This window comes from Streptomyces cacaoi (assembly GCF_006539165.1).
GTDB lineage: Bacteria > Actinomycetota > Actinomycetes > Streptomycetales > Streptomycetaceae > Streptomyces > Streptomyces cacaoi.
On record NZ_BJMM01000014.1, the window covers coordinates 134,105 to 157,884 of the forward strand.

General features: G+C 72.2%; 18 protein-coding genes. 10 read left to right on the forward strand and 8 right to left on the reverse strand.

Features of this window, described 5'->3' with window-relative positions:
* Nucleotides 1–511: 511 nt before the first annotated feature.
* Entirely contained in the window at nt 512–2,620 is a 2,109-nt protein-coding gene (dnaA, locus tag SCA03_RS16160; RefSeq protein WP_141275463.1) for a chromosomal replication initiator protein DnaA, read from the reverse strand.
* 492 nt (nt 2,621–3,112) lie between these two features.
* Here dnaA and rpmH point away from each other — a divergent pair, with 492 nt between their 5' ends.
* The 9 genes from rpmH (at nt 3,113) to SCA03_RS16205 (ending at nt 9,721) form a co-directional block, all read left to right on the forward strand.
* Nucleotides 3,113–3,250, forward strand: coding sequence for a 50S ribosomal protein L34 (rpmH, locus tag SCA03_RS16165; protein ID WP_016906158.1), 138 nt, complete (start codon nt 3,113–3,115; stop codon nt 3,248–3,250).
* Between the two features lie 24 nt (nt 3,251–3,274).
* Nucleotides 3,275–3,703 (forward strand): ribonuclease P protein component, encoded by a 429-nt coding sequence (gene rnpA, locus SCA03_RS16170; protein WP_078873878.1) that lies wholly within the window; start codon nt 3,275–3,277, stop codon nt 3,701–3,703.
* The gene (yidD, locus tag SCA03_RS16175) at nt 3,700–3,990 is read left to right on the forward strand and encodes a membrane protein insertion efficiency factor YidD (RefSeq protein WP_030886010.1); all 291 of its coding nucleotides are present in this window, start codon (nt 3,700–3,702) and stop codon (nt 3,988–3,990) included. The genes rnpA and yidD overlap by 4 nt, the downstream gene beginning before the upstream one ends.
* Nucleotides 3,991–3,993: 3 nt before the next feature.
* Nucleotides 3,994–5,193 (forward strand): membrane protein insertase YidC, encoded by a 1,200-nt coding sequence (gene yidC / locus SCA03_RS16180; protein WP_086815499.1) that lies wholly within the window; start codon nt 3,994–3,996, stop codon nt 5,191–5,193.
* 20 nt (nt 5,194–5,213) lie between these two features.
* Entirely contained in the window at nt 5,214–5,717 is a 504-nt protein-coding gene (locus SCA03_RS16185; RefSeq protein ID WP_030886004.1) for a Jag family protein, read from the forward strand.
* Entirely contained in the window at nt 5,714–6,478 is a 765-nt protein-coding gene (gene rsmG / locus SCA03_RS16190) for a 16S rRNA (guanine(527)-N(7))-methyltransferase RsmG (protein WP_030886000.1), read from the forward strand. Before SCA03_RS16185 ends, rsmG begins: the two co-directional genes overlap by 4 nt.
* A gap of 269 nt (nt 6,479–6,747) precedes the next feature.
* Nucleotides 6,748–7,869, forward strand: a complete 1,122-nt coding sequence (locus SCA03_RS16195) for a ParA family protein (protein WP_078873882.1) — start codon at nt 6,748–6,750, stop codon at nt 7,867–7,869.
* On the forward strand, nt 7,866–9,053 hold the full coding sequence (locus SCA03_RS16200) for a ParB/RepB/Spo0J family partition protein (RefSeq protein ID WP_086815498.1): 1,188 nt from the start codon (nt 7,866–7,868) through the stop codon (nt 9,051–9,053). Before SCA03_RS16195 ends, SCA03_RS16200 begins: the two co-directional genes overlap by 4 nt.
* Before the next feature lie 50 nt (nt 9,054–9,103).
* Complete coding sequence (locus SCA03_RS16205) at nt 9,104–9,721, forward strand: GNAT family N-acetyltransferase (RefSeq protein ID WP_030885993.1); 618 nt, start codon at nt 9,104–9,106, stop codon at nt 9,719–9,721.
* 112 nt (nt 9,722–9,833) lie between these two features.
* On the opposite strand, the gene trxA is transcribed toward SCA03_RS16205, so the two are convergent.
* The 7 genes from trxA to SCA03_RS16240 form a co-directional block, all read right to left on the reverse strand.
* Nucleotides 9,834–10,163, reverse strand: a complete 330-nt coding sequence (gene trxA, locus SCA03_RS16210; RefSeq protein WP_030885992.1) for a thioredoxin — start codon at nt 10,161–10,163, stop codon at nt 9,834–9,836.
* Nucleotides 10,164–10,240: 77 nt separating this feature from the next.
* Nucleotides 10,241–11,233: a thioredoxin-disulfide reductase gene (gene trxB, locus SCA03_RS16215; RefSeq protein WP_030885988.1), complete on the reverse strand. Its 993-nt coding sequence runs from the start codon at nt 11,231–11,233 to the stop codon at nt 10,241–10,243.
* 106 nt (nt 11,234–11,339) lie between these two features.
* Nucleotides 11,340–12,506, reverse strand: coding sequence for an anti-sigma factor family protein (locus tag SCA03_RS16220; protein ID WP_086815497.1), 1,167 nt, complete (start codon nt 12,504–12,506; stop codon nt 11,340–11,342).
* Nucleotides 12,503–13,393: an RNA polymerase sigma factor SigM gene (sigM, locus tag SCA03_RS16225; protein ID WP_086815496.1), complete on the reverse strand. Its 891-nt coding sequence runs from the start codon at nt 13,391–13,393 to the stop codon at nt 12,503–12,505. Before sigM ends, SCA03_RS16220 begins: the two co-directional genes overlap by 4 nt.
* Before the next feature lie 47 nt (nt 13,394–13,440).
* Entirely contained in the window at nt 13,441–15,417 is a 1,977-nt protein-coding gene (locus SCA03_RS16230; protein ID WP_371863951.1) for a protein kinase family protein, read from the reverse strand.
* Nucleotides 15,418–15,884: 467 nt separating this feature from the next.
* On the reverse strand, nt 15,885–18,137 hold the full coding sequence (gene murJ / locus SCA03_RS16235; protein ID WP_371863952.1) for a murein biosynthesis integral membrane protein MurJ: 2,253 nt from the start codon (nt 18,135–18,137) through the stop codon (nt 15,885–15,887).
* An 841-nt stretch (nt 18,138–18,978) separates the two neighbouring features.
* Entirely contained in the window at nt 18,979–21,789 is a 2,811-nt protein-coding gene (locus SCA03_RS16240; protein ID WP_174864498.1) for a DUF6049 family protein, read from the reverse strand.
* 398 nt (nt 21,790–22,187) lie between these two features.
* Here SCA03_RS16240 and SCA03_RS16245 point away from each other — a divergent pair, with 398 nt between their 5' ends.
* Nucleotides 22,188–23,660, forward strand: coding sequence for a CCA tRNA nucleotidyltransferase (locus SCA03_RS16245; RefSeq protein WP_030880906.1), 1,473 nt, complete (start codon nt 22,188–22,190; stop codon nt 23,658–23,660).
* The last annotated feature ends 120 nt before the right edge of the window (nt 23,661–23,780 follow it).

A 23,780-nucleotide genomic window follows, 5' to 3' on the forward strand; every position in this document is an offset into this window, starting at 1 on the left:
GGACGTGGACAACCGCGAACACCCGCCCGCTGCCCGGTTCTTCCTCCACAACGTGTGGAGAACCGTCGCCCACAAATACACAGCATCCTGACCTCGGCAAACCCACCCGCCTCCGGGCCAGTTGTGGACGCGCTCGGGACAACTTCCCCGGTCCCCAGGATGTGGACGCGGCGAACGGCCCCGATCTGTGGATCCCGGCCCGGTACGGCACCGTAATCGAACAGCGCGGAGCGCCGCGGCAGTTGTCCCGGCCGCTGTTCCCGCCCGTCGTCCCCGGCGGCCGGCCCCTGTCGGGAGGTGCGCCGGGAGGCGGAAGGGAAGGGGAAGGGAAGGGAAGGGGAAGCGAGGCGGACAGGAGGCGGACAGGCAGCGGCCGGGAAGCGGAAGAGTGGGGGCGGGCAGGAGCCGTTGCCCGGTGCCGGGAGGGCGTGTCAGGGCAGCAGAACGCCCCTCCCACCGGCGGCGGTTGGAGGGGCGTCGTGGGCGTCCGGCGCGGGGCCGGAGAAGCGGGTCAGGCGTTCTTGATGCGGTTGGTCAGCTCGGTGACCTGGTTGTAGATGGAGCGCCGCTCGGCCATCAGCGCACGGATCTTGCGGTCGGCGTGCATGACGGTCGTGTGGTCGCGGCCGCCGAACTGCCCGCCGATCTTCGGCAGTGACAGATCCGTCAGCTCCCGGCACAGATACATCGCGATCTGCCGGGCCGTCACCAGCACGCGGCTGCGGGACGAGCCGCACAGATCGTCCACCGTCAGACCGAAGTAGTCGGCCGTGGCCGCCATGATGTCCGGCGCGGTGATCTCCGGGGTGGCGTCCTCCCCGCCGGGGATGAGGTCCTTGAGCACGATCTCCGTCAGACCGAGGTCCACGGGCTGCCGGTTCAGGCTGGCGAAGGCCGTCACCCGGATCAGTGCGCCCTCCAGCTCGCGGATGTTGCGCGAGATCCGGGAGGCGATGAACTCCAGTACCTCCGGCGGAGCGTTGAGCTGCTCCTGCACCGCCTTCTTGCGCAGGATCGCGATCCGCGTCTCCAGCTCCGGGGGCTGCACATCGGTGATCAGGCCCCACTCGAAGCGGTTGCGCAGCCGGTCCTCCAGCGTCTCCAGCGCCTTGGGCGGCCGGTCGCTGGACAGCACGATCTGCTTGTTCGCGTTGTGCAGCGTGTTGAAGGTGTGGAAGAACTCCTCCTGCGTCGACTCCTTGTCCGCCAGGAACTGGACGTCGTCGACGAGCAGGATGTCCATGTCGCGGTAGCGCTTGCGGAACGCGTCCGCCTTGCCGTCGCGGATGGAGTTGATGAACTCGTTGGTGAACTCCTCCGAGCTGACGTACCGCACCCTGGTACCGGGGTAGAGGCTGCGTGCGTAGTGACCGATCGCGTGCAGCAGGTGCGTCTTGCCGAGCCCCGACTCCCCGTAGATGAACAGGGGGTTGTACGCCTTCGCCGGCGCCTCGGCGACCGCGACCGCCGCGGCATGGGCGAAGCGGTTCGAGGCGCCGATCACGAACGTGTCGAACAGGTACTTGGGGTTCAGCCGCGCCGTCGGCTCCCCGGGCCCGGTCGCCGGAGCGGGCTGCGCCGCCAGCGGGCCCGGGGCCCCACTGGGCGCGGGCAGCTGCTGGGAGGGCCCGTCGTAGGGCGCCCCGGCGGGACGCCCCTGCTGCGGCACGTGCGGACGCTGCTGCGGAGCCCGCCGCTGCTGCTCGTAGTGCTCGAACGACTGCTGTTCGTACCCGGACTGCTCATAGCCGGGCTGCTGCTGGCCCTGGTCGTACGGCTGCTGCTCGTAGCCGCGTTGCTGGCTCTCGTAGTGCTGGCCGTCGTAGTGCGGGGGCGAGTACGCCTCGCGGGGCTGCCAGGGGCCGGGCGCCTGGCCCGGTCCGGGCGGCGGGTGCCCCTGGCCCGGGGCGGGCGGAGCGGAGTAGTCCGTGTACTCGGCGTACTCGGCGTATCCCTGGTACTCGGGGTGCTCGGCGTACGCGGACGTCGAGCGGGAGGCGGGCAACTCCCGGGAGTCGTACTGCTCACGGGGTTCGTACTGCTCGTAGCCGCCCGGCTGCTGGCCCTGGCCCTGGTTCTGGCGCGGCTGCTGAGGGTGCGGGGGGCCGGAGTGCTGCCCCGGGCGGCCGCGCTGGTCGTACCCCTCGTACGGCTCCTGCTGTGCCCGCTGCTCGTAGCCCTCGTAGCCCTCGTAGCTCTCCCGGGGGCGCGGCGGCTGCGGCCGCTCCTGCTGCTCGCCGGGATGGCTGGAGCTGGTGGGACCCGCGGGGGCCGTGGGGCCCTGGTGGGGTGCCGGGGCGGAGGGGCCGGGTGCGGTCTGCGGTGGCACCGCCGGGGTGGGGGGCTCGGGTGTGGGGCCGGTCACGGTCACCGCGAGGCGGATCGGCTGCTGGCACTCGCGGCTGAGGGCCTCGCTGATCATCGGCGCGAGCCGGCCCTCCAGCACGCCCTTCGCGTACTCGTTGGGCACGCCCAGCAGCGCCGTGCCCGAGACGAGGACGAGGGGCTGGCAGTCCTGCAACCAGCGCTGGTCCTTGGCTTCCACTCCCTGGCCCTCGCTCAGGAGCTGTTCCAGCACCCGTGGCCACACTGCGGCAAGATCGGCAGGTAGGTCAGCCACGGGGCACGCTCTCTCACTCGCTGGTGAACGAATTCGTTCGAGGAGACCGCCGGCTCACACGAATGTGTGGTTCTGGGGGCGGTCGGGAAGGAAAGGAAGTTCGGCCACGGTAGTCACGCGGCCGTGCACCATTCAAGTCGTTGTCCACAGGCTGTGCACGAGTGCAGTAGCAGGGCAGGACAACCCCGGGGCAGCCCCGGACGACCCCGCCGCGGCGCGGTCCGGGCCGCCCGCTTCCGTGCGCTCGTCCCCGGTTTGACCGATGGCCTGGGCCGCGCGTACTGTGCTGAGGTCGAGTTGTCGACGGCTGCTGCCGCCTGCCTCCGATGGGCAAATCGGCCGGTCACCCGGCCATCAAGTGCCCGGTGATCGAGAAAGCGGTGCACACTCGGGCGTTGCGAGCTACTCGTGGGCGCACGGTGACAGCCGGTCGACTCCCCACAGCCTGTCCCACGGTGAGCGCGGGACACGAAGTACCCATGGAGCCCCGGAGTGAGCAAGCGCACCTTCCAGCCGAACAACCGCCGCCGCGCGAAGACCCACGGCTTCCGGCTGCGCATGCGGACCCGCGCCGGCCGCGCGATCGTCGCGAACCGCCGCAGCAAGGGTCGCGCCCGCCTGTCGGCCTGAGCAGCCTGACCACAGGTCCATGACGTGCTGCCTACCGAGAACCGGCTGAGGCGGCGCGAGGACTTTGCGACCGCGGTACGCCGAGGACGCAGGGCCGGACGCCCGCTCCTCGTCGTCCATCTCCGCAGTCGAAGGGACCCGCACGCGTCGGGGGGAGAGGTTCCCCCTACGCGTGCGGGTTTCGTCGTGAGCAAGGCCGTGGGCAACGCGGTCGTCCGTAACCACGTGAAGCGTCGGCTGCGGCATCTTCTGCGCGAACGTCTGAACCAGCTGCCCCCCGGTAGCCTGGTTGTCGTACGTGCGCTCCCCGGAGCGGGCGAAGCGGACCACGGTGAGCTGGCCCGTGATCTGGACGCCGCGCTGCGGAGGCTGCTCGGAGGGTCCCCCCGCTGTGCTGCCCCGGGGGAGGGCCCCCGGACCCCCGGCGGAGAACCGGGAGGGAGAGCTCAGTGAAGTACCCGCTGCTGTGGTTGATCAAGCTGTACCAGTGGACCATCAGCCCGATGCTCGGGCCGGTGTGCCGGTACTACCCGTCGTGCTCGCACTACGGGTACACGGCCATCCACCGGCACGGTGCCGTGAAGGGAACGGCCCTGACGGCCTGGCGCATTCTGCGCTGCAATCCGTGGTCGCCCGGTGGCGTCGACCATGTCCCCGCCCGGAAGCACCCGGTATGGCACCAGCGGATCCGCTCCCGCTGGCAGCAGCACCGGACCCCGTCCAACGCCCAAGGAGCCTGATTCGTGGACACGATCCTGAGTCCTCTCTATACCGCTGTCTCCTGGATCATTGTCCAGTTCCATTCGCTGTTCAGCCTGGTCTTCGATGAGGACAGCGGTTGGGCCTGGGGTCTGTCCATCTTCTTCCTGGTGGTGCTGATCCGGATCTGCCTGATCCCGCTCTTCGTGAAGCAGATCAAGTCGACCCGGAACATGCAGGCGCTCCAGCCGAAGATGAAGGCGATCCAGGAGCGCTACAAGAGCGACAAGCAGCGCCAGAGCGAAGAGATGATGAAGCTCTACAAGGAGACGGGCACCAACCCGCTCTCCAGCTGCCTGCCGATCCTGGCGCAGTCGCCCTTCTTCATCGCCCTCTTCCGGGTGCTCAGCCACATCGCGAGCAACAAGCCGGTGGGTGTGCTCAGCGCCGACCAGGTCGACAGCGCGCGGAACGCGAAGATCTTCGGTGCCCCGATCGCGGCGAAGTTCATGGACAGCGCCGACAAGGTGCAGGAGCTGGCCGCTTCCCTCACCGATGTGCGCGTCGTCACCGTCATCATGATCGTGCTGATGTCGGCCTCGCAGTTCTACACGCAGCGCCAGCTGATGACGAAGAACGTCGACCTCACGGTGAAGACGCCGTTCATGCAGCAGCAGAAGATGCTGATGTACGTCTTCCCCATCATGTTCGCCGTCTTCGGCATCAACTTCCCCGTCGGTGTCCTCGTCTACTGGCTGACCACCAACGTGTGGACGATGGGCCAGCAGATGTACGTGATCAAGCGGAACCCGACGCCCGGCTCGCGTGCCTACAAGGAGCGTCAGGAGAAGCTGCGTGCCCAGGGCAAGCTGAAGGAGGACCCGAAGGAGGTCGAGGCGCGCGAGGCCGCCGAGGCGGCCCGGGCCCGCCGTCAGCAGCCCAAGCGTCAGTCGAAGTCCCAGCGGCAGGGCGGTGGCCCGGTGGCCCAGGGCGCCAAGGCCCAGCAGTCCGCCGCGGACGAGACGGAGCCCGCGGACGAGACCTCGGCGGACGAGGCGAAGCCGAAGCAGTCCGGTGGCCCGCGTAAGCAGTCCGGCCAGAAGTCCGGCGGCCCGCAGAAGAGCGGCCAGAAGTCCGGTCAGAAGTCGGGCCAGCAGCGCTCCGGGCAGCAGAAGTCCGGCCAGAAGAAGTCCGGGCAGCAGCGCAAGGGCCCGCAGCGTCCCAAGCACCCCTCCAAGAAGTGAGCACCGAAGGAGTCCCCGCCGTGACGGACACCACTGCCCCGGAAGAGGGCACCGATACGCTGACCCGCCTGGAACAGGAGGGCGAGATCGCGGCCGACTACCTCGAAGGACTTCTCGACATCGCCGACCTGGACGGCGACATCGACATGGACGTCGAGGCGGACCGCGCCGCGGTCTCGGTGATCAGCGAAGGCTCCTCGCGCGATCTGCAGAAGCTGATCGGCAAGGACGGTGAGGTCCTGGAGGCGCTCCAGGAGCTGACGCGTCTCGCGGTCCACCGGGAGACGGGCGACCGCAGCCGGCTGATGCTGGACATCGGCGGGTTCCGGGCCCGGAAGCGCGCGGAGCTGGCGGAGCTGGGCGACAAGGCGGCGCAGGAGGCCCGGAGCACCGGTGAGCCGGTGAAGCTGCGGCCGATGACGCCGTTCGAGCGCAAGGTCGTGCACGACGCGGTCAAGGCCGCCGGGCTGCGCAGCGAGTCCGAGGGCGAGGAGCCGCAGCGCCGCGTGGTCGTTCTCCCGTGACGTCACAGGAGCGGAGGCCGGAGGGGCAGGCGCAGCACGAGCTGCCGCCTGCCCCTCCGGCTGCGCGCAAGGCGTTCGGTGACAGCCTGCCGGCGGTGGAGCGGTACGCGGAGCTGCTGGCGGACGCGGGTGTGCGCCGCGGTCTGCTGGGCCCGCGGGAGGTGCCGCGGCTGTGGGAGCGGCACCTGCTGAACTGTGTCGTCCTCTCCGAGGCGGTGCCCGAGGACGTGACGGTCTGTGATGTGGGCTCGGGGGCCGGGCTGCCGGGTATCCCGCTGGCGCTGGTCCGCCCGGACTTGAAGATCACGCTGCTGGAGCCGCTGCTGCGGCGGACGACCTTCCTGGGGGAGGTCGTCGAGCTGCTGGGCCTGGACCATGTGACGGTGATGCGCGGCCGTGCCGAGGAGGTGCTGGGCGCTCTGCCGCCGGTGCATGTGGTGACGGCGCGCGCGGTGGCGCCGCTGGACCGGCTGGCCGGCTGGGGCGTTCCGCTGCTGCGGCCGTACGGCGAGATGGTGGCGCTCAAGGGCGACACCGCGCAGGAAGAGGTCAAGGGAGCCCGGGACGCGCTGCACAAGCTGGGGGTCGTGGAGACCACGGTGGAGCAGATCGGCCACGGCGTCGTCGACCCGCCCTCGACCATCGTGCGCGCTCGTGTGGGTGAGAGTCCGGGAGGCGTGCGGTTCGCCGCGCGGCGTGCCAAGGCGGCCAAGGCCGCCCGGCCCTCGGGGCGGAACAGGGGCGGGCGCAGGCGCCGGTGACGGTCACTCAGGTGCCGCACCGGAGGCCGGAGTTGTGCCGCTCGCCTACTCCATAAAAGCCCTTAAAACTACACATACGGAGTGTCGCTGCGTGCGTGGGCGGGTGCGTATGCATCGTGTTTCACGTGAAACGCCGCTCACTCTTGCACGGAATCATCAGCAGGGGCCGCGCTGCTGCCGGTATGCGCGGCCTGACCGCACCCGAGCCCCGCGAGGACGTGGATTCATCCACAACTGAGCGGGGCTCGCTGGTTCGCAGTACCGAAAGCATGGGAGGCTCTGCACATAGCGAGCCTGATGTTGAGGAGAGTGAACCGTTGCGGTCCGACGCCAACATCGCGGGACCGATGGCCGATCCGGTCCCCGGCCCCCGAACCGAATCAGGGGATGCCGGCACGGGCGGGGGCGCGCCCCGCGCCGACGTAGCACGTGAAATGCCGCCGCCCATGGACGACACGCCCATCGGCCGGGCCGCCCAGCAGGCGGTCGAGGCCATGCACCGCGCCGGCGAGGGGCTGCCCCGGCCCGCCGAGACGCGCGTGATGGTCGTCGCCAACCAGAAGGGCGGGGTGGGCAAGACCACGACGACGGTGAACCTCGCCGCCTCGCTGGCCCTGCACGGCTCCCGCGTCCTTGTCGTCGACCTGGACCCGCAGGGCAACGCCTCCACGGCGCTGGGAATCGACCACCACTCCGAGGTGCCCTCGATCTATGACGTCCTGGTGGAGAGCAGGCCGCTCTCCGAGGTCGTCCAGCCGGTGCCGGATGTGGAAGGGCTGTTCTGTGCGCCCGCGACCATCGATCTCGCCGGTGCGGAGATCGAGTTGGTCTCCCTGGTGGCGCGGGAGAGCCGTCTCCAGCGGGCGATCGAGGCGTACGACCAGCCGCTGGACTACATCCTCATCGACTGCCCCCCGTCGCTGGGGCTGCTGACGGTGAATGCGCTGGTCGCCGGAGCCGAGGTGCTCATCCCGATCCAGTGCGAGTACTACGCGCTGGAGGGCCTCGGCCAACTGCTGCGCAACGTCGACCTCGTGCGGGGGCACCTCAACCCCAAGCTGCACATCTCGACGATCATCCTGACCATGTACGACGGCCGGACCCGGCTGGCCTCCCAGGTGGCCGAGGAGGTGCGCGGGCACTTCGGCAACGAGGTACTGCGCACGAACATCCCCCGCTCCGTGAGGATTTCCGAGGCGCCCAGTTACGGTCAGACCGTGCTCACCTATGACCCCGGCTCCAGCGGCTCGCTGTCGTATCTGGAAGCCGCCCGAGAGATCGCTCTGCGGGACCCGCATGTGCAGGCCCAGCAGACTCAGCTTCACCAGCAACAACCATCACAGCAGCAGCAGTTGCCGCAGCACAGCACCATGGCGGAGGGGACGCAGTGAGCGAACGGCGCAGGGGGCTCGGACGGGGGCTGGGGGCGCTGATCCCGGCCGCACCGACCGGAGCGGAGGCGGAGACCTCCGGAGCTTCCTCGAACCAGTCCCCGGAGACCAGCCCGGTCCCCGGCTCCACCTCACCCACCGCCGTGCCCGTGCTGACCCCGGAGCGCAGCTCGCGGGGCATCGCGGCCGCCAAGGTCGCCGGCCTGTCCCCCCGTACCGAGCAGCCGAACGGGGTTTCACGTGAAACGCCTCCGGCCGCCGCGGACGAGGTCCCAGAGGCCGGAGCCGAGGAGAGCGCGGCGGAGGCCGGCGTGGGCGGGGAGGTCGCGGGCGCGCACTTCGCCGAGGTGCCGCTGGAGGCCGTCTCGCCGAACCCGCGGCAGCCCCGTGAGGTCTTCGACGAGGACGCCCTCGCCGAACTGGTCACCTCCATCAAGGAGGTCGGCCTCCTCCAGCCCGTCGTCGTCCGGCAGACGGGGCCGGAGCGCTACGAGCTGATCATGGGCGAGCGCCGCCTGCGGGCCTGCAAGGACGCGGGCCTGGAGCGGATCCCCGCCATCGTGCGCGCGACCGAGGACGAGAAGCTGCTCCTTGACGCGCTGTTGGAGAACCTGCACCGGGCACAGCTGAACCCGCTCGAAGAGGCGGCGGCCTACGACCAGTTGCTGAAGGACTTCAACTGCACCCACGACCAGCTCGCCGACCGGATCGGCCGGTCGCGTCCCCAGGTGTCCAACACCCTGCGGCTGCTGCGGCTCTCCCCCGCGGTGCAGCGGCGGGTGGCGGCCGGGGTGCTGTCCGCGGGGCACGCGCGGGCGCTGCTGTCGGTGGAGGACGCCGACGAGCAGGACCGGCTGGCGCACCGGATCGTCGCGGAGGGGCTCTCGGTGCGGGCGGTCGAGGAGATCGTCACGCTGATGGGAGACAAGCCCAAGAAGGGACCCAAGCCGCGGCCACGGGCCGGCACCCGGGTCTCGCCGGCGCTCGATCATCTGGCCGGGCGGCTGTCGGACCGGTTCGAGACGCGGGTGAAGGTCGACCTCGGGCAGAAGAAGGGGAAGATCGTCGTCGAGTTCGCCTCCATGGAGGATCTGGAGCGGATTCTCGGCCAGTTCGCTCCGGGTGAGGGGCCGGTGCTCCAGCAGCAGCTCGCGGACGGGGATGCCGCGGAGCAGGAGGAGTAGCCGACCGAAAGCCGCCGACGTGCTGTCGCCCCATGGATACGATGGTGTCCATGGGGCGACAGCTCGTTCCGCTCACCCTGGACAATCTCGCCGACCTCCCCACGCCGTGCCGGTCGTGCGTGTTCTGGGAGCTGGACCCGGTCAGCGGTGAGGAAGCGACCCGGGCGGGGCAGCCGGAGGCGGAGAAGGAGTCCTGGATCTCGGGCGTCCTGCTGGAGTGGGGCTCGTGCGGGCGGATCGTCCGCGTCGACGACGAGCCCGTCGGCTTCGTGCTCTATGCCCCGCCGGCCTATGTGCCCCGCTCGTTCGCGTTCCCGACGAGCCCCGTCTCTCCGGACGCCGTGCTGCTGATGACGGCCTTCCTGGATCCGGGCTTCCAGGGACAGGGCCTGGGGCGGGTGATCGTGCAGACCGTGGCGAAGGATCTGCTGCGGCGGGGGTTCAAGGCGATCGAGGTCTTCGGCGATACGCGCTGGACGGGTCCGAGCTGTGTGCTGCCCGCCGACTATCTGCTGGCCGTCGGCTTCAAGACGGTCCGTCCGCACCAGCGGTTTCCGCGGCTCCGGCTGGAGCTGCGGTCCACGGTCTCGTGGCGGCAGGACGTGGAGCGGGCGCTCGATCAGTTGCTGGGCGCCGTGCAGAAGGAGCCCGCGCTCCGGCCGCTGTAGACGCGGGCCGAGGGGGGAGCCGGAAGGGCGTAGGGGAAAGGGTCCCGGCACGCACGTGGGGCGCGGTTCCACGTGAAACCGCGCCCCACGAGAGGTGAGCTTCCGTCGGTGTTCAGCCGATGAAGTCCGCCAGGTCCTTTTCCAGGGCGGCCTTCGCCTTGGCACCGACGATGGTCTTGACGACCTCGCCGCCCTGGTAGACGTTCATCGTCGGGATGGACATGATGCCGTACTTCGCGGCCACGCCCGGGTTCTCGTCGATGTTGAGCTTGACGACGGTCAGCTTGTCCGCGTTCTCGGAGGCGATGGCCTCCAGGGACGGGGCGATCTGACGGCAGGGGCCGCACCAGGCCGCCCAGAAGTCGACGAGCACGGGCTTGTCGCTCTTGAGGACGACGTCTTCGAAGTCGGCATCGGTCGCGGTCACGGTGGCACCGGCCATGGTGGGTTCTCCTTGATTCTGCGGTGTGCGGGGGCTGGGGCTGTGGGCGTTCGGCGGCGGAGCGCCGCCGAGGTCTGTCAGACGGTGGCGGCCGTCTTCTCCTTCTCCGGCTCGGGCTTGTGCTCGGCGTCCGTCTCGACGAGCGACGCGAGGTAGCGCTCGGCGTCCAGCGCGGCGGAGCAGCCCGTACCGGCGGCGGTGATGGCCTGACGGTAGGTGTGGTCGACGACGTCGCCTGCGGCGAAGACGCCGGGGATGTTGGTGCGGGTGCTGGGAGCGTCCACCTTGAGGTAGCCGTCGGCGTCCAGCTCCAGGGCGCCGTCGAAGAGCTCGACGCGGGGGTCGTGGCCGATGGCGACGAAGAGACCCGTCGCGTCCAGCTCGCGGATCTCACCGGTCTCGGTGTCCCGCAGGCTGAGCCCGGAGAGCTTGTTCTCCTTGCTGTGGATCTCGGCGACCTCGCTGTTCCAGGCGAAGGAGATCTTCGGGTCGGCGAACGCCCGCTCCTGCATCGCCTTGGAGGCCCGCAGCGCGTCCCGGCGGTGCACGATGGTGACCGACTCGGCGAAGCGGGAGAGGAAGGTCGCCTCCTCCATGGCGGTGTCGCCGCCGCCGACGACGGCGATGTGCTGCCCGCGGAAGAAGAAGCCGTCGCAGGTGGCGCAGTAGGAGACGCCGCGGCCGGAGAGCTCGTCCTCCTGGGGGAGGCCGAGCTTGCGGTGCTGGGACCCGGTGGCGACGATCACCGTCTTGGCGCTGTGCACCGTGCCCGTCGAGTCCGTGACGGTCTTGACCGGGCCGGACAGATCGACGGCGGAGACGTCGTCCGGCACCAGCTCGGCGCCGAAGCGCTCGGCCTGGGCCCGCATGCTGTCCATCAGCTCGGGGCCCATGATGCCGTCCTGGAAACCGGGGAAGTTCTCGACATCGGTGGTGTTCATCAGCGCGCCACCCGCCGTCACGGATCCCTCGAAGACCAGCGGCTTCAGCGACGCGCGGGCGGTGTAGAGCGCGGCCGTGTATCCGGCCGGACCTGAGCCGATGATGATGACGTTGCGGACGTCGCTCACGGGAGTCTTCCTTGTCTGCCGACGGTGTACCGGATCGTGTGGGGAGGCTTGCACCCCCTCCAACGGATCCTACGGGGGAGACATTCCCGCCCCGGGATGCCCGGGGTCACCCACGGGGGTACGTGCGCTTCACGAGGACCGTGCCCGGGCCCGAGCGGTCGGTGTCCACGCAGGAGGAGTCGACGATGTAGGCGTCCACACGTGCGGGGTCGCCGCCGGCGTTCGGCAGGACGACGAGGTAGCCGGGCTGCTTCCGGTAGGCGGCGGCGGAGTCCACGGCCAGGGGGGTCTCCGAGCGGCCGAGGCCCTTGCGTACGCAGGAGGGGAGCGTGGTGTCGCCGGTACCGGAACCCGTGGTGCGCTCGTCGCGGAGCGTGGTGCCGTCCTCGTGCTCGGGGCTCTGCCGGGTGTCGATCTCCGGAGACCCCGTGGGAGAGCCTGTGGGAGAGCCACCGGGGGCGCCCGGGATGCTGCGGTTGCCGGGGGATCCGCTGCCCTGCCGGGCGAGCAGATCGTGGACCTTCCGCTTCAGGGCCGCGTCACCGCTGCCGCCGGTGGCGGAGTCCGTACCGGAGGTGCTGCCCGCGGACCCGTCCTTGGCGGGCCCGGTGCCCGGGTCGGCGCTCACATCGGTGGCCCGTGGCGCGCTCCAGGTCAGATACGCGGCCGTCGCGCCGCCGAGACCGAGTACGGCGACGGAGGCGGCGGCCAGCAGCAGCGTGCGGCGTCGTCGTGTCCCCCGGGTTCTCCGGGTCCCCTGGGTCCGTCCGGGGGCGCCGGGGCGGGCGGGTCCGGAGGCGTGACCGGCGGGCCGGTCCGGGCCGGTGCGGCGTGGGCGTGCGGACCCGGTTTCACGTGAAACGCGTGCGGGGGTCCCGGGGTCGCCCGGCTCGGAGGGCGGCGTCGTTGTTCCACGTGAAACCGCGGCGTCGTCCCGTGGGGCGGCTGCCGTCCCCCCGGACTCCGACGCGGCCCGGCCGGCGGCGCCGTGCGGGGGTTCGGCGTCCAGCAGCGCCTCGGCCGCGAGGGCCGCGTCGATACGGCCGGCGATGTCCTCCGGCATACGGGCCGGACCGGGCAGGGTGCCGAGGGCGTCCCGGATCTCCCGCAGCGAGTCGAGGACCTCCGCGCACAGCGGGCAGTCCGCCAGATGGTCCCGGACCGCGGTGTCCCGCTCGGGCGGCAGCAGGCCCTCGTCCAGCGCGGAGAGCTCGTCGACGTCCGGGTGCGCATCCGGGCCGGAATCCTCGGACGGGAAAGAAGTGGATGTCATGCCTGTCCCCCTCCTCCCTTCACAGCCCCGGATCCCTTCCCTCTGGTGCTCCCCGGCGCCGGTCTCGCTGCTGGGACGGAGGCCCCCTGCGCCTGGTTCCGTCCGCCCGGTGCCGGCTGGGCGCCGGGCGGCTCCGTGGGCCTGTCCGGCTGCGCGGGTGCTCCCGGCCCGCCGGGCTTCCCCGGCTTCCCGGTCTTCCCCGCGGCGCCGCGCCGGTCGGGCTCGACCGGGCCGGATCCCCCGGGCTCGCCGGGCTCGCCGGGCTCGACCGCCGGTGAGCCGTCGGCGCGCAGATGGGAGAGGAGCGGCAGGAGGCGGGCGCGGCCGCGGGCGCAGCGGCTCTTGACCGTGCCGACGGCCACCTCCAGCACCTCGGCCGCCTCCGCCACGGGATAGCCCTGCATGTCGACGAGGACGAGCGCCGCCCGCTGTTCCTCCGGGAGATGGCGCAGGGCCGAGATCAGCTGCCGGTGGAGGTCCTGGCGTTCGGCGGGGACGGCGGCCGACTCGTGCGGCTCCAGCAGGTGTTCCAGCCGCTCGGTGTCGTCGGTGAGGGCCGCCCGGCGCGAGGCGGCCTTGCGGGCCCGGTCGAGGCAGGCGTTGACGGTGATGCGGTGCAGCCACGTCGTCACGGCGGAGCGGCCCTGGAAGGTGTGGGCCGAGCGGTAGGCGGAGATCAGCGCGTCCTGTACGGCGTCGGCGGCCTCCTCGCGGTCGCCGAGGGTGCGGATCGCGACGGCCCACAGGCGGTCGCGGTGCCGGCGGACGAGTTCGCCGAAGGCGTCCGGGTCACCCGCGACGTGCCGGCGGAGCAGTTCGCGATCGTCCCACCCGGCGGTGTCCGTGCCCGGTGGCCGGGGCTCCGCACCGCCCGTGCCTGTCGCCATCAGCCCCTCCCCTCGCCCCCGCGCCGGCCCGGGCAGCGCCCGCGGTCTCAGCCGACGACCTGGACCTGCGTGACGCGACCACGGTAGTTGCCGTCGTCGGAGAGCGGGAGCTTGGTGAGCCACAGGAGTACGAAGCGGGTCTTGATGGGCTTCTTCGCCTTGAGGTTCAGATGCTCGCCGGAGCCGCTGGTGACCTTGCTGAAGCTGTTCAGCGAGCTGGGCATGCTCGTCACGTCCGACGGCGCCGCCAGGAAGCCGGCCGAGGTCTTGCCCATGAAGTCGACCTTCATCCGGCTGACCTGCTGCACCTCGCCGAGATCCAGGATGAGGCCGACGCCGGACTTGAGGTTGCCGAAGTCGGGGTGGCCGAAGTACTTGTCCGTCAGCCAGTAGGTGTTGGGGTTGCCGTCGATGGCGTCGCCGACCCTGTCGGGCTTCTCCCGGCCGTCCCCGCTCTCGGGGTCGAAGTCCTTCGCCTTGACGATCTTGATCGGCTTGCCGGTGGACTTCGCCGGGGCGTGCGCCTGGGTCGGTGCGGGCTTCTCCGGCGGCGGCGGATCGCCCTCCAGCAGCGCGTCCGCCACCTGCCAGCTGCCCAGACCCAGCGCGGCGATCAGCAGCGCGGAGACACCCCACTTGAGGGCCTTGCCCGTCTTGCCCGGCAGCGTCGGCGGCGCGGGCGGCTCGGCACCCGGCGCCGGGCGGGCCGCCGGGCCGCTGCCCGGGCCCTGCGGTGAAGCGGGCCGCTGGTAGGCGGGCGGGGCGGTGAAGGAGTGCTCCGGCGGACGGATCCGGGGCAGCGCCGCGACGGCCTTGGCCAGCTCGTCCGGCGTGGCGCACGGCTGCTCCTGGCGGGACGCGGTGGCCCCGTCGTTGACGAGCGCGCGCATGGCCAGGGTGGATAGGCCGCGGTGCACGCCGGCCCGTACCTGGTCCGGCGCGACGAGCGTGCCCTTGGCGAGGGCGCCGACGCCGGGCAGCCCGTGCGCGTCCTCCTCGTAGGGCCAGCGCTGGGTGAGGGCCGCGTACAGCAGGGCGCCGATCGCCTCGGTGTCCTCGCGCGGGGCGCGCTCGCTGGTGACCCCGCGCAGCGCGGCGTTCACCGCCAGCCCGCGGATCCGGTACTGGCCCATGCCGGTGCGCAGCACACACGCCGGGGTCAGCCGCAGATGGGCGAGGCCCTCGCGGTGCGCCGCGGCCAGCGCCTGGGCGAGCTGGCTGACGAGCTGGTACGCCTCGTGCGGCTCCAGCGGGCCGTTGGCGAGCAGCCCGTCGAGCGGGGTGGCGTCCGGCAGCCACTCGTGGACGACGTAGACGAGCGTGTCCTCCTCGACGGCGTCGAGGACCTGCACGAAGCGGGGGTCGCCGAGGAGCGCGGCGGAGCGGGCGGCGGCCAGCACATGGCGGGCGCGGGGGTGGCCTGCCGGCAGGATGTGGACGCCGACGGCGCGGCGGAGCTTCTCGTCGACCGCGCGCCAGCTGCTGAAGCCGTCGAGGCGGGTGACGCACTCCTCCAGCCGGTAGCGGCGGGCGAGCTTGTGACCGCTGTGCAGCTCGGGCGGCTCGGCGACCTCCGGCTCGGCCTCCTCGGCCTTTGCCTCCTCAGCCTTTGCCTCTTCTGCCTTTGTCTCGTCAGCCTTTGTCTCTTCGGGCGCTGCCGCTTCCGGTGCCGCCTTTCCGGCGGCGGGGGCGGAGGCTTCGGGGGTCTTGCCGGCGCCCGTCCTCGAGCCGGATTTCGCCTTCGAGTTGGAGGGTGAGGCGTCGTCGGCGTCCGGGGTGGAGGCGTTCTCGGCGTCGGCGTCCTGGTCGGCGCCGGACTCGGCTTCGGCTGCCGTTGCGGCGTCGGCCTTGCCCTCGGCTCCCGACTCGGGCTCGGCCCGGGGCTTGGACTCGGGCTCCGAGGTGGAGGGGGTGGCGCTCTCGGCGGCGTCGGCCGGGCTCTGCGTCGCCGCCTTCCCGGAGCCGGGCGCCGTTCTCTTCGCGCTCGGGCGGGCAGTGTGCGCGCCGCCGTGCTCATCGGCCACACCGTCCGCTTCGGCGGCGCCGCCCTCGCCGTTCTCCGCCCCGTCGTCGGCGCTCCGGGCGTCGTCGTCGGTGGTCTCGGCGGGCTCAGTGGTCTCGGCGTCGTCGTCGGCCGCGGCGTTCTCGGGTGCCCGGGAGGAGGGGGCTTCCGGGGGCGCGGAGCCGTCCGGGGACTGTGCCGACCCGCCGGAGGAGGCCGGGGCGGGTGCGGTGCCGCGGCTGCGTGCGTCCGTCGCGTCCGTCGCACCGTCGTCCGTGGCCCCGTTCCGAGCGGTCAGCGGCTCGCCGTCGTTCCCGCTGGTCTCGGCCACGCCGACAGCGGCTGTGCTCCGTTCCGCCACCGTCGTTCCTGCCTCCCCATCCGTAGCGGCTGTCGACCGAAGTTGCCTCGGCACAGCCAAAAACATTGTGCCTACAGTCCGCCGCTATGCACGACACGCAGCGGCGAATGATGGTTGTATGCGCCGGTTCACCGCCCGAGTCTGGCGCGAACCATGCCGAGCATGGCCGTCATCTCCTCGACGCGCATCCGCTTCGCCGTGAAGACGAAGACGACGCCCAGCACGATCCCTCCGCCGACCAGGGCCACGATGGAGCCGAAGGTGCCGCTGCCCACGCCCTGGGTGATGCCGTAGGCGGCGGCGCCGGCCAGCAGGGTCGCGGGGATGCTCGCGCCCGCCAGCCGTACATAGGTACGCAGTACCCGCTTGCCGTCCAGGTCTCCACCGAGCTGGCGGCGCAGCCTGCGCCAGGCGACGCCGACGCCGATCGCGTAGGCGAGCCCGTAGGAGGCGGCCATCCCGACGACGGCCCACTTCGTCGGCAGGACCAGGTAGCACAGCGCGCACGCGGCCGCGTTGACGGCGGCGACGATGACGGTGTTGAAGAACGGCGTCCGGGTGTCCTCGTAGGCGTAGAAGGCACGCAGGACGACGTACTGCACGGAGTAGGGGATCAGCCCGACGCCGAAGGCCATCAGCATGTAGCCGACCGAGCGGGCCGAGTCGACGCCGGAGGAGCCGTAGATCAGCGTGCACATCGGGATGCCCAGGGCGAGGAAGCCGAAGGCGATCGGCACGATGGCGACGGCGGAGTTCCGCAGCCCCTGGGAGATGTCGTCGCGGACGGTGCCCGAGTCGGAGTCGGCGGCGGCCCGGGACAGCCGCGGCAGCAGGGCCGCCATCACCGAGACGGTGATGATCGACTGCGGCATCGACCAGATCAGCTGCGCGTTGCTGTAGGCCAGATAGGAGCCCGAGTCCCCGCCCTTGGCGCCCACAGCGGTGGACAGGTTGGAGACGACGACCACGCCCGCCTGGTTGGCGAGCACGAACAGGATCGTCCACTTGGCCAGCCGGGCCGACTTGCCCAGGCCGTGCCCGCGCCAGTCGAAGCGCGGCCGGACGCGGAAGCCGACGGCACGCAGATACGGGATCATCGCCAGCGCCTGGACGATCAGGCCCAGCAGGGTGCTCACACCGAGCAGCCGGACGCCCTCCGGCGGGATCGTGGAGACGGTCAGGTGCGAGGTGCCCGAGACGCCGTAGACGCCGATGAACATGCCGATGCCGGCGATGATGACGACGTTGTTGAGGACCGGGGTCCACATCATGGCGCCGAACCGGCCGCGTGCGTTGAGGATCTGGCCCATCACCACATGGATGCCCATGAAGAAGATGGACGGGATGCAGTAGCGGACGAAGGCGACCGCCACCGTGTTGGCCTGCGGGTCGCTCGCGATGGGGCTGGACATTATCCGCACCAGCAGGGGCGCGGCGAACACGGCGAGGGCCGCGAGCCCGCCGAGGATCAGCGCGACCAGCGTCAGCAACCGGTTGCCGAACCCCTCGCCCCCGTCGCCGTCCTCCTTCATCGCGCGGACGAGCTGCGGGACGAAGACGGAGTTGAGGCCGCCGCCGACGGTGAGGATGTAGATCATCGTCGGCAGGGTGATGGCGACCTGGTAGGAGTCGCCGAGCAGGCCGACACCGCCGAGCGCGGCGACGATCATCGCCGAGCGGATGAAGCCGGTGACCTTGGAGACCATGGTGCCGGCGGCCATGATCGCGCTCGACTTGAGCAGTCCGCCGCCCTTGGATCCGCCCTTCTCCTCGGCGGGTTCCGCCGGAGCGGGGCGCTCGGGGGCCACCGTCCCCAGGTTCACCGTCGGCGACGAGGGCTCCTCGGCCGTGCCGGGCGCTCCCGGCTCGGGCGGGAACGACAGGCCGGGCGGACCGGCCTGCCCCGGCGCACCGGGCTGCACGGGGGCGCCGGGCTGCCCCGGAGCCCCCGGCGGTACCTGCGCACCCGGGTGTCCGGGCCCGCCCTGCCGGCCGCCTGGCTGCGGGCCGTACTGGTGCGGGTTGCCGTGCTGCGGGGTGCCCTGCTGCGGGCCGCCCTGGTTCGGGCCGGGCCGGGGGGCCGCTCCGTACTGCTGGGGGGCCGACCCGTGCGGGGAGGCGGAGCCGTGCTGCTGGGCGCCGTACCGGCCCGGTGTGTGCGGGGCGTCGCCGTACGGCGCACCGGCGGGCGGGCCGTCGTAGCGGGCGCCGTCCGGGTACGGGTCGCGCGGGGGCGCCGGGTTCTGCCGGGCCTGCGGGGTCGGGGCGCCCGGAGCCTGCGGGGTGTGGCCCTGCGCCGCGCCCGGCTGCCCGGGGTACGGGGGCTGGGACGGCTGCTGCTGGGGCGAGGGGCCGGGCGGCGGCTGGGTGCCGCGGGGCACGTCGTGGCCCTGGTCGCGGTACAGGTGCGCGAAGGCGTCGCCCTGGCCGGGGGACTGCTGCGCGGACCGCGGGTCGGGCTGCGGGGCGGCGGGCGGAGCCTGCTGTCCGCCGGGACGGCGTGCCGACTGCTGCCGGGCGGCGGACTGCTGCCCCTGGGGGCCGTACGTCTCGGGCGCCTGACCGTAGCCGGGCCCGGCCGGGTGCTGCCCCTGCCCGGCCTGCGGTGCCTGTCCGGTCTGCGGTGCCTGTCCGGCCTGCGGGTTCTGCGGCTGGGCGGGTTGCGGCTGGGCGGGCTGTTGCTGCGCCTGCTGCGCCTGCTGCGCCTGGTGCGGGTGCGGGGCGGCGGGTGCCTGCGGGGGCTGTTGCGGCTGCTGGGCTCCGGGGTGTGCCGGGCCGGGGCGGCCGTCGGGCTGCTGCGGGTACGGCTGCTGCTGTCCGGGGGCCCGGCGGGGATCCCGGTACGGGTCGGCCGGGTCGGCGTCGTACCGGTCCGGGCCGTAGGAGCCGGGGCCGTACGGGTCGGGGCGCTGTCCGTCCGCGCCGCCGAACTGGACCGTCGCGTCATCCGTGTGCGAGCCCTGCGGGGAGGGCCAGGCGCGGGGGCCGGGGTGCGGCTGCCGGGGACCGGCGTCCGGTCCCGCGGCCGGGTCCTGCGGGGACCGGGTGCCGGGGCCGGGGGCGGACCGCTGTCCCGTCTCGTCGTACGGGTCGCGGCCGTATTCGTCCCGCGCGTACGGGTCCTCCGGCCGGCCGGAGCCGTCACCGGGGGTCCGGCCCCGGTCGCCGCCATACGGCGCGTTCATCGTCGCTACCTACCCCTGCCCCTGGTCGCCGGCTGACTCAACGCTCCACTTTCTCACCCGTGCCCAGAGGGCTGTCGGTTTGCCGTCCGGTGTCGGTCCCGGCCCGCCCGGCGGCGCTTCCGCCGTCGGTGGCGGCGTCGCTGCTCGCCCGCCGGTCCTCGTCCGGGCCCTTCTCCTTCTCCGGCTCCTGCCGCTGCTCCTGCTTCTCCTGCTCTGCCGTGTCTTCCTTCTCGCCCCGGTTCTCGTCCTTCTTCCCGCCCTGCTTCTCGTCGCTCTTCTCGTCCTGCTGCGGCTGCTGCCCCTGTGAGGCGGGCCCGGGCTTCCCGGTTCCGTCCTCGTCGTGGGGGCCGTCCTCGTCCCGGGGGCCGGCTCCGCCGCTCTTGCCGTCGTCCGCGGAGCCGTCGCCGTCGTCGGGGCCGGGCTCCAGCAGGGCGTCCGGGTCCGGCGGCGGGCCGCGGCGCTTGCGCTGGGTGTACATGCGGACGCCGGCCAGCACCATCAGCAGGACGCCGACGGCGATCACGATGAGCACGGTGGACGTGATGGAGGTCACGTTCACCCGGAACTTCATGACCTCGCCGTAGGGCTTGTGGTCCGCGGTGTACAGCTGGGCGTAGACGATCGCCCGGCCGTTGTTCTTGGCGGTCGTGTCGAACTTGATGGACTGGCTGTGCCCGCCGTCGACCTTGACCTGCTGGGCGTCGCCGACGTCCAGGCCGATCCGGCTGGAGCTGAGTTCCAGTTCGAGGCCGTCGACGCGCTGGAAGAGGTTGTTCTGGACGGTGACCGGGATGGTGGCCTCCCGGCCGGAGAGCGTGATGTCCGACTTCTTGATCAGGCGGACCTTGCGCTTGAGGTCCAGCAGATCCTTCTGCACCGCGTCCCGGAAGGTGACGGCGCCCTTCACGTCGCCGCGCCAGGTGTTGGAGATCTCGCGGTCTATGGCGTTGCCGAAGGGAGGGACGACGCGGTCGGCGCGGCTGAGGATCACCTTGAAGTCGTCCAGGGTGTCCTTGGTGTCCCGCACCTGCTCGAACGCGGCCTTCGGCAGCTCCGTCCTGCGCAGGGCCGCCGGGTAGTGGGCGGCGCCCGGCACCCGGCGGTCGGCGCCCGGGTCGGGCCTGGCATCGGCGGCGTCGGACAGCCGCTGTGCCTCGGCCCAGTTGCTGCCGTGCACGGCGCGGATCCCGGCGGCCATCGCCTGGGCCTGCGAGGTGGTCGGCCGGCGCTGCGGCGCGACGACGACGCTCCGCTGCCGGGTGGGCATCTGCCGGGCCAGCGAGAGGGACTGGGAGACGAACTCCTGCACGGCCAGCGAGGCGGTGCCGGCCCGCGTCATGTCGCCCTCGAACTCCTTCGACAGCCGCGCGTCGGCGACGAGCGCCGTCGTGCCGCCGCCGATGGGGCGCGCCGAGGTGGGGGTGTAGGGCAGCCGGGAGTCCCGGATGCTGTCGCTGCGGGCGATGATGTTGCGCGCACCGGCCGAGGTGGCGACATCGACGATGGAGGGGTCGACGGCGCCCTCGTACGGCCAGGCGAAGTCGGTGCTGGGCTTGGTGTGCAGGGCCACCTCGATGGCCTTGCGGCCCAGGGCGGTGGCCGAGCCGAGGGAGCTGAGGGCGCCGGGCACGTCCTTGCCGCGGTGGGCGAGGGAGGCCAGATCGGGGTCGGCGAACGGGAGCGCGACGACCTCCTTGCCCTGCACGGCCTTCTCCAGCTCGTCCAGCCACTGCCGGGCGTACTCCTGGCCCTTGCCGGCGGTGGTGCCGCCGTCCTCCCGCGCGACACGGTAGCGGCGCGACATCATGTCGGCGGTCGCGATGAGGTCCGGGTCGAGCACCCAGGTCACCGGGAGGTCCTTGCCCAGCTCGACCATTTCCTGGAGGCGTCCGCCGGGCTTCAGCTCGTCGATCAGGGACTCGTCCTGGAAGACGGGCGTCTGCTGGTCGTCCGGCTCGGTGCGGGCCGTCAGATGCGGCGTGGACATCAGCGGCCACAGGTAGGTGAACTTCGTCTTCTGCCCGGGGCTGCCCTGCTGGCGGGGCACGAAGGTCCGGCCGATGCCGAGGACCTGGTCGTAGCCGCGGCCGCGGGCGCGGCCGGTGAGGGAGACGGCGATCTGGTGCACGCCGTCCGCGTCCAGATGCAGGGCGCTGACGGGGACCTTGATGCTGAAGGGGCGGGTGACGCCGGGGGCGATACCGCCGATCTCGCGGCTGTACTTCCGGGCGACGGCGGTGCCGTCGGCGCCGGAGAGATAGCCCTTGCGGGCGCCCGCCTGCTCGATGGCGCTGCGGCTGTCCAGCTTCGGGCCGCTGCGCACATCGAGCCGGGCGCGGCCGACGGCCGTCCGGCTGGTGTTGGTGAGGGTGCCGCTGAGTGTGAGGGTGTCGCCGTCGGTGGGGACGCTCGGCGTGACCTGGTTCAAGGACACCTCGACGCTGCGCGAGCCGGTCCCGGCCGTGCGCAGCTGCGGGTGCGTGGCGGCCTGCTGTGCGGACGCCTGCTGCTGTGCGGACGCCTGCCGGGCCTGGTGCGCGAGGGACTGCCCGGCGGCGGGCGCGGCGTGCGGCGCCGCACCGGACGCCCGGGAGGGCTGCGCCGCGGCCCCCGCGGGGAGGGCCGAGCCGGCGAGGACGGGCAGCGCGGCGAGCAGGACGGTGGCCGCGCGGCGTCGCCAGCGGCGGCGGGCGGCCGGCGCCGGGAGCCGGACGCGTCTGCGCCCGGGCGGGGCGGGGGCTCCCGCGGGGCCGCCCGCGGTCGCGGTGCTCTCTCCACCGGTGGAGCCGGAGGTGCCGTACCTGACCCCGGGGCCAGGGGGAGCCTGGCTGTCAGCCGCCTCGGCCACGCGCTCGTCCGTCCCGTCGTCTGTCGCCGTCGATTGCTCTGGTGCTGTGTGGTGCTCTGCTGCTGGGTGCTGCTGGGTGCTGCTGAGTGGTGCTGGATGCTGCTGTGCGGTGCTGGTGGTGCTGTCGTGCTCGGTCGCTCTGCTGGTGTGCGGGCCCGGTGCTGTGCTGCTCCGGGAGGGTGCCTGCTGCGGTGGTGCCGCCCGGCAGCCCGGCCCGCCCGGTCGTCCGGCCGTCCGGGCGCATCGGAGGCCGGCACGGGGGTGCCGCTCCCGTTCCGGTGCCCTGATGGTAACGAGGTGCGGACGGGGGAAGTGCCGTGGCCGTCCCACATGATCATCTTGCGGGGCGGCGGGCGCGGGAAGCCCCCCGCGGGGGTGGCAACGTACCCTGTGCTGTTGTGCCGAACGCCAACAGTGACAGCCAGAACCAGCAGACCGCCTCGCCCGCAGCCGAGCAGCTCAGCGCGGTGCAGCGCCGTGCCGTCGGCGAACTGTTGCGGGTGTCACCGGTGGCCGACGATCTCGCCCGGAGGTTCCGGGAGGCGGGCTTCCGGCTCGCGCTCGTCGGCGGCTCGGTGCGGGACGCGCTGCTGGGCCGGCTCGGCAACGATCTCGACTTCACCACCGATGCCCGCCCCGAGGACGTGCTGGCGCTGGTGCGGCCGTGGGCCGACGCCGTCTGGGAGGTCGGCATCGCGTTCGGCACCGTCGGACTGAAGAAGTCGGACTTCGTGCTGGAAATCACGACGTACCGGTCGGAGATCTACGACCGGTACTCGCGCAAGCCGGAGGTCACCTACGGCGACAGCATCGAGGAGGACCTCGTCCGCCGGGACTTCACGGTGAACGCCATGGCGGTCGCGCTGCCCGAGAAGACCTTCATCGACCCGCACGGCGGGCTGGAGGACCTCGCCTCGCGGACGCTGCGCACCCCCGGCACCCCGCAGTCCTCCTTCTCGGACGATCCGCTGCGGATGCTGCGGGCCGCCCGGTTCTCCGCGCAGCTCGGCTTCGCCGTCGCCCCCGAGGTGGAGCAGGCGATGACGGAGATGGCCGGGCGGATCGACATCATCTCCGCCGAGCGGGTCCGGGACGAGCTGAACAAGCTGCTGCTCTCCCCCCGTCCGCGCCGCGGGCTGACGCTGCTGGTGGAGACGGGGCTCGCCGACCGGGTGCTGCCGGAGCTGCCGGCGCTGCGCCTGGAGCGGGACGAGCACCACCGGCACAAGGACGTCTACGAGCACTCGCTCACGGTCCTCGACCAGGCCATGGACCTGGAGGAGGACGGCCCCGATCTGACACTGCGGCTGGCCGCGCTGCTGCACGACATCGGCAAGCCGAAGACCCGCAGGTTCGAGAAGGACGGCCGGGTCTCCTTCCACCACCACGAGGTCGTCGGCGCCAAGATGGCCAAGAAGCGGATGACGGCGCTGAAGTACCCCAACGAGATGATCAAGGACGTCTCGCGCCTGGTCGAGCTGCATCTGCGCTTCCACGGCTACGGCACCGGGGAGTGGACGGACTCCGCCGTGCGCCGCTACGTCCGGGACGCCGGGCCGCTGCTGAACCGGCTGCACAAGCTGACCCGCTCGGACTGCACCACCCGCAACAAGCGGAAGGCCAACGCGCTCTCCCGCGCGTACGACGGCCTGGAGGAGCGCATCGCCCGGCTCCAGGAGCAGGAGGAGCTGGACGCCATCCGGCCCGATCTGAACGGCAACGAGATCATGGCGGAGCTGGGGCTGCGGCCGGGCCCCGAGGTGGGGCAGGCGTACAAGCATCTGCTGGAGCTGCGGCTGGAGCACGGCCCGATGGAGCGGGACGAGGCGGTGCGTGCCCTCAAGGAGTGGTGGGCCGCCCGCCAGGGCTGAGGGCCGCCCGGACCGAGGAGCGCTCGGGGTCGAGGAGACTCCGGGCCGTCGGGTCGGGGCCGTCGGAGCGGAGTTGTCGAGGAGGGGCCCGCGGGGCCGGGCCGGTGCTGTCGGCCCGGC

Excerpts from the sequence above, each read along its gene's own strand:
- SCA03_RS16195 (WP_078873882.1), top strand. The coding sequence starts at position 6,748 with ATGGGAGGCTCTGCACATAGCGAGCCTGATGTTGAGGAGAGTGAACCG.
- trxA (WP_030885992.1), bottom strand. The coding sequence starts at position 10,163 with ATGGCCGGTGCCACCGTGACCGCGACCGATGCCGACTTCGAAGACGTC.
- sigM (WP_086815496.1), bottom strand. The coding sequence starts at position 13,393 with ATGGCGACAGGCACGGGCGGTGCGGAGCCCCGGCCACCGGGCACGGAC.
- SCA03_RS16205 (WP_030885993.1), top strand. The coding sequence starts at position 9,104 with ATGGGGCGACAGCTCGTTCCGCTCACCCTGGACAATCTCGCCGACCTC.
- SCA03_RS16220 (WP_086815497.1), bottom strand. The coding sequence starts at position 12,506 with ATGACATCCACTTCTTTCCCGTCCGAGGATTCCGGCCCGGATGCGCAC.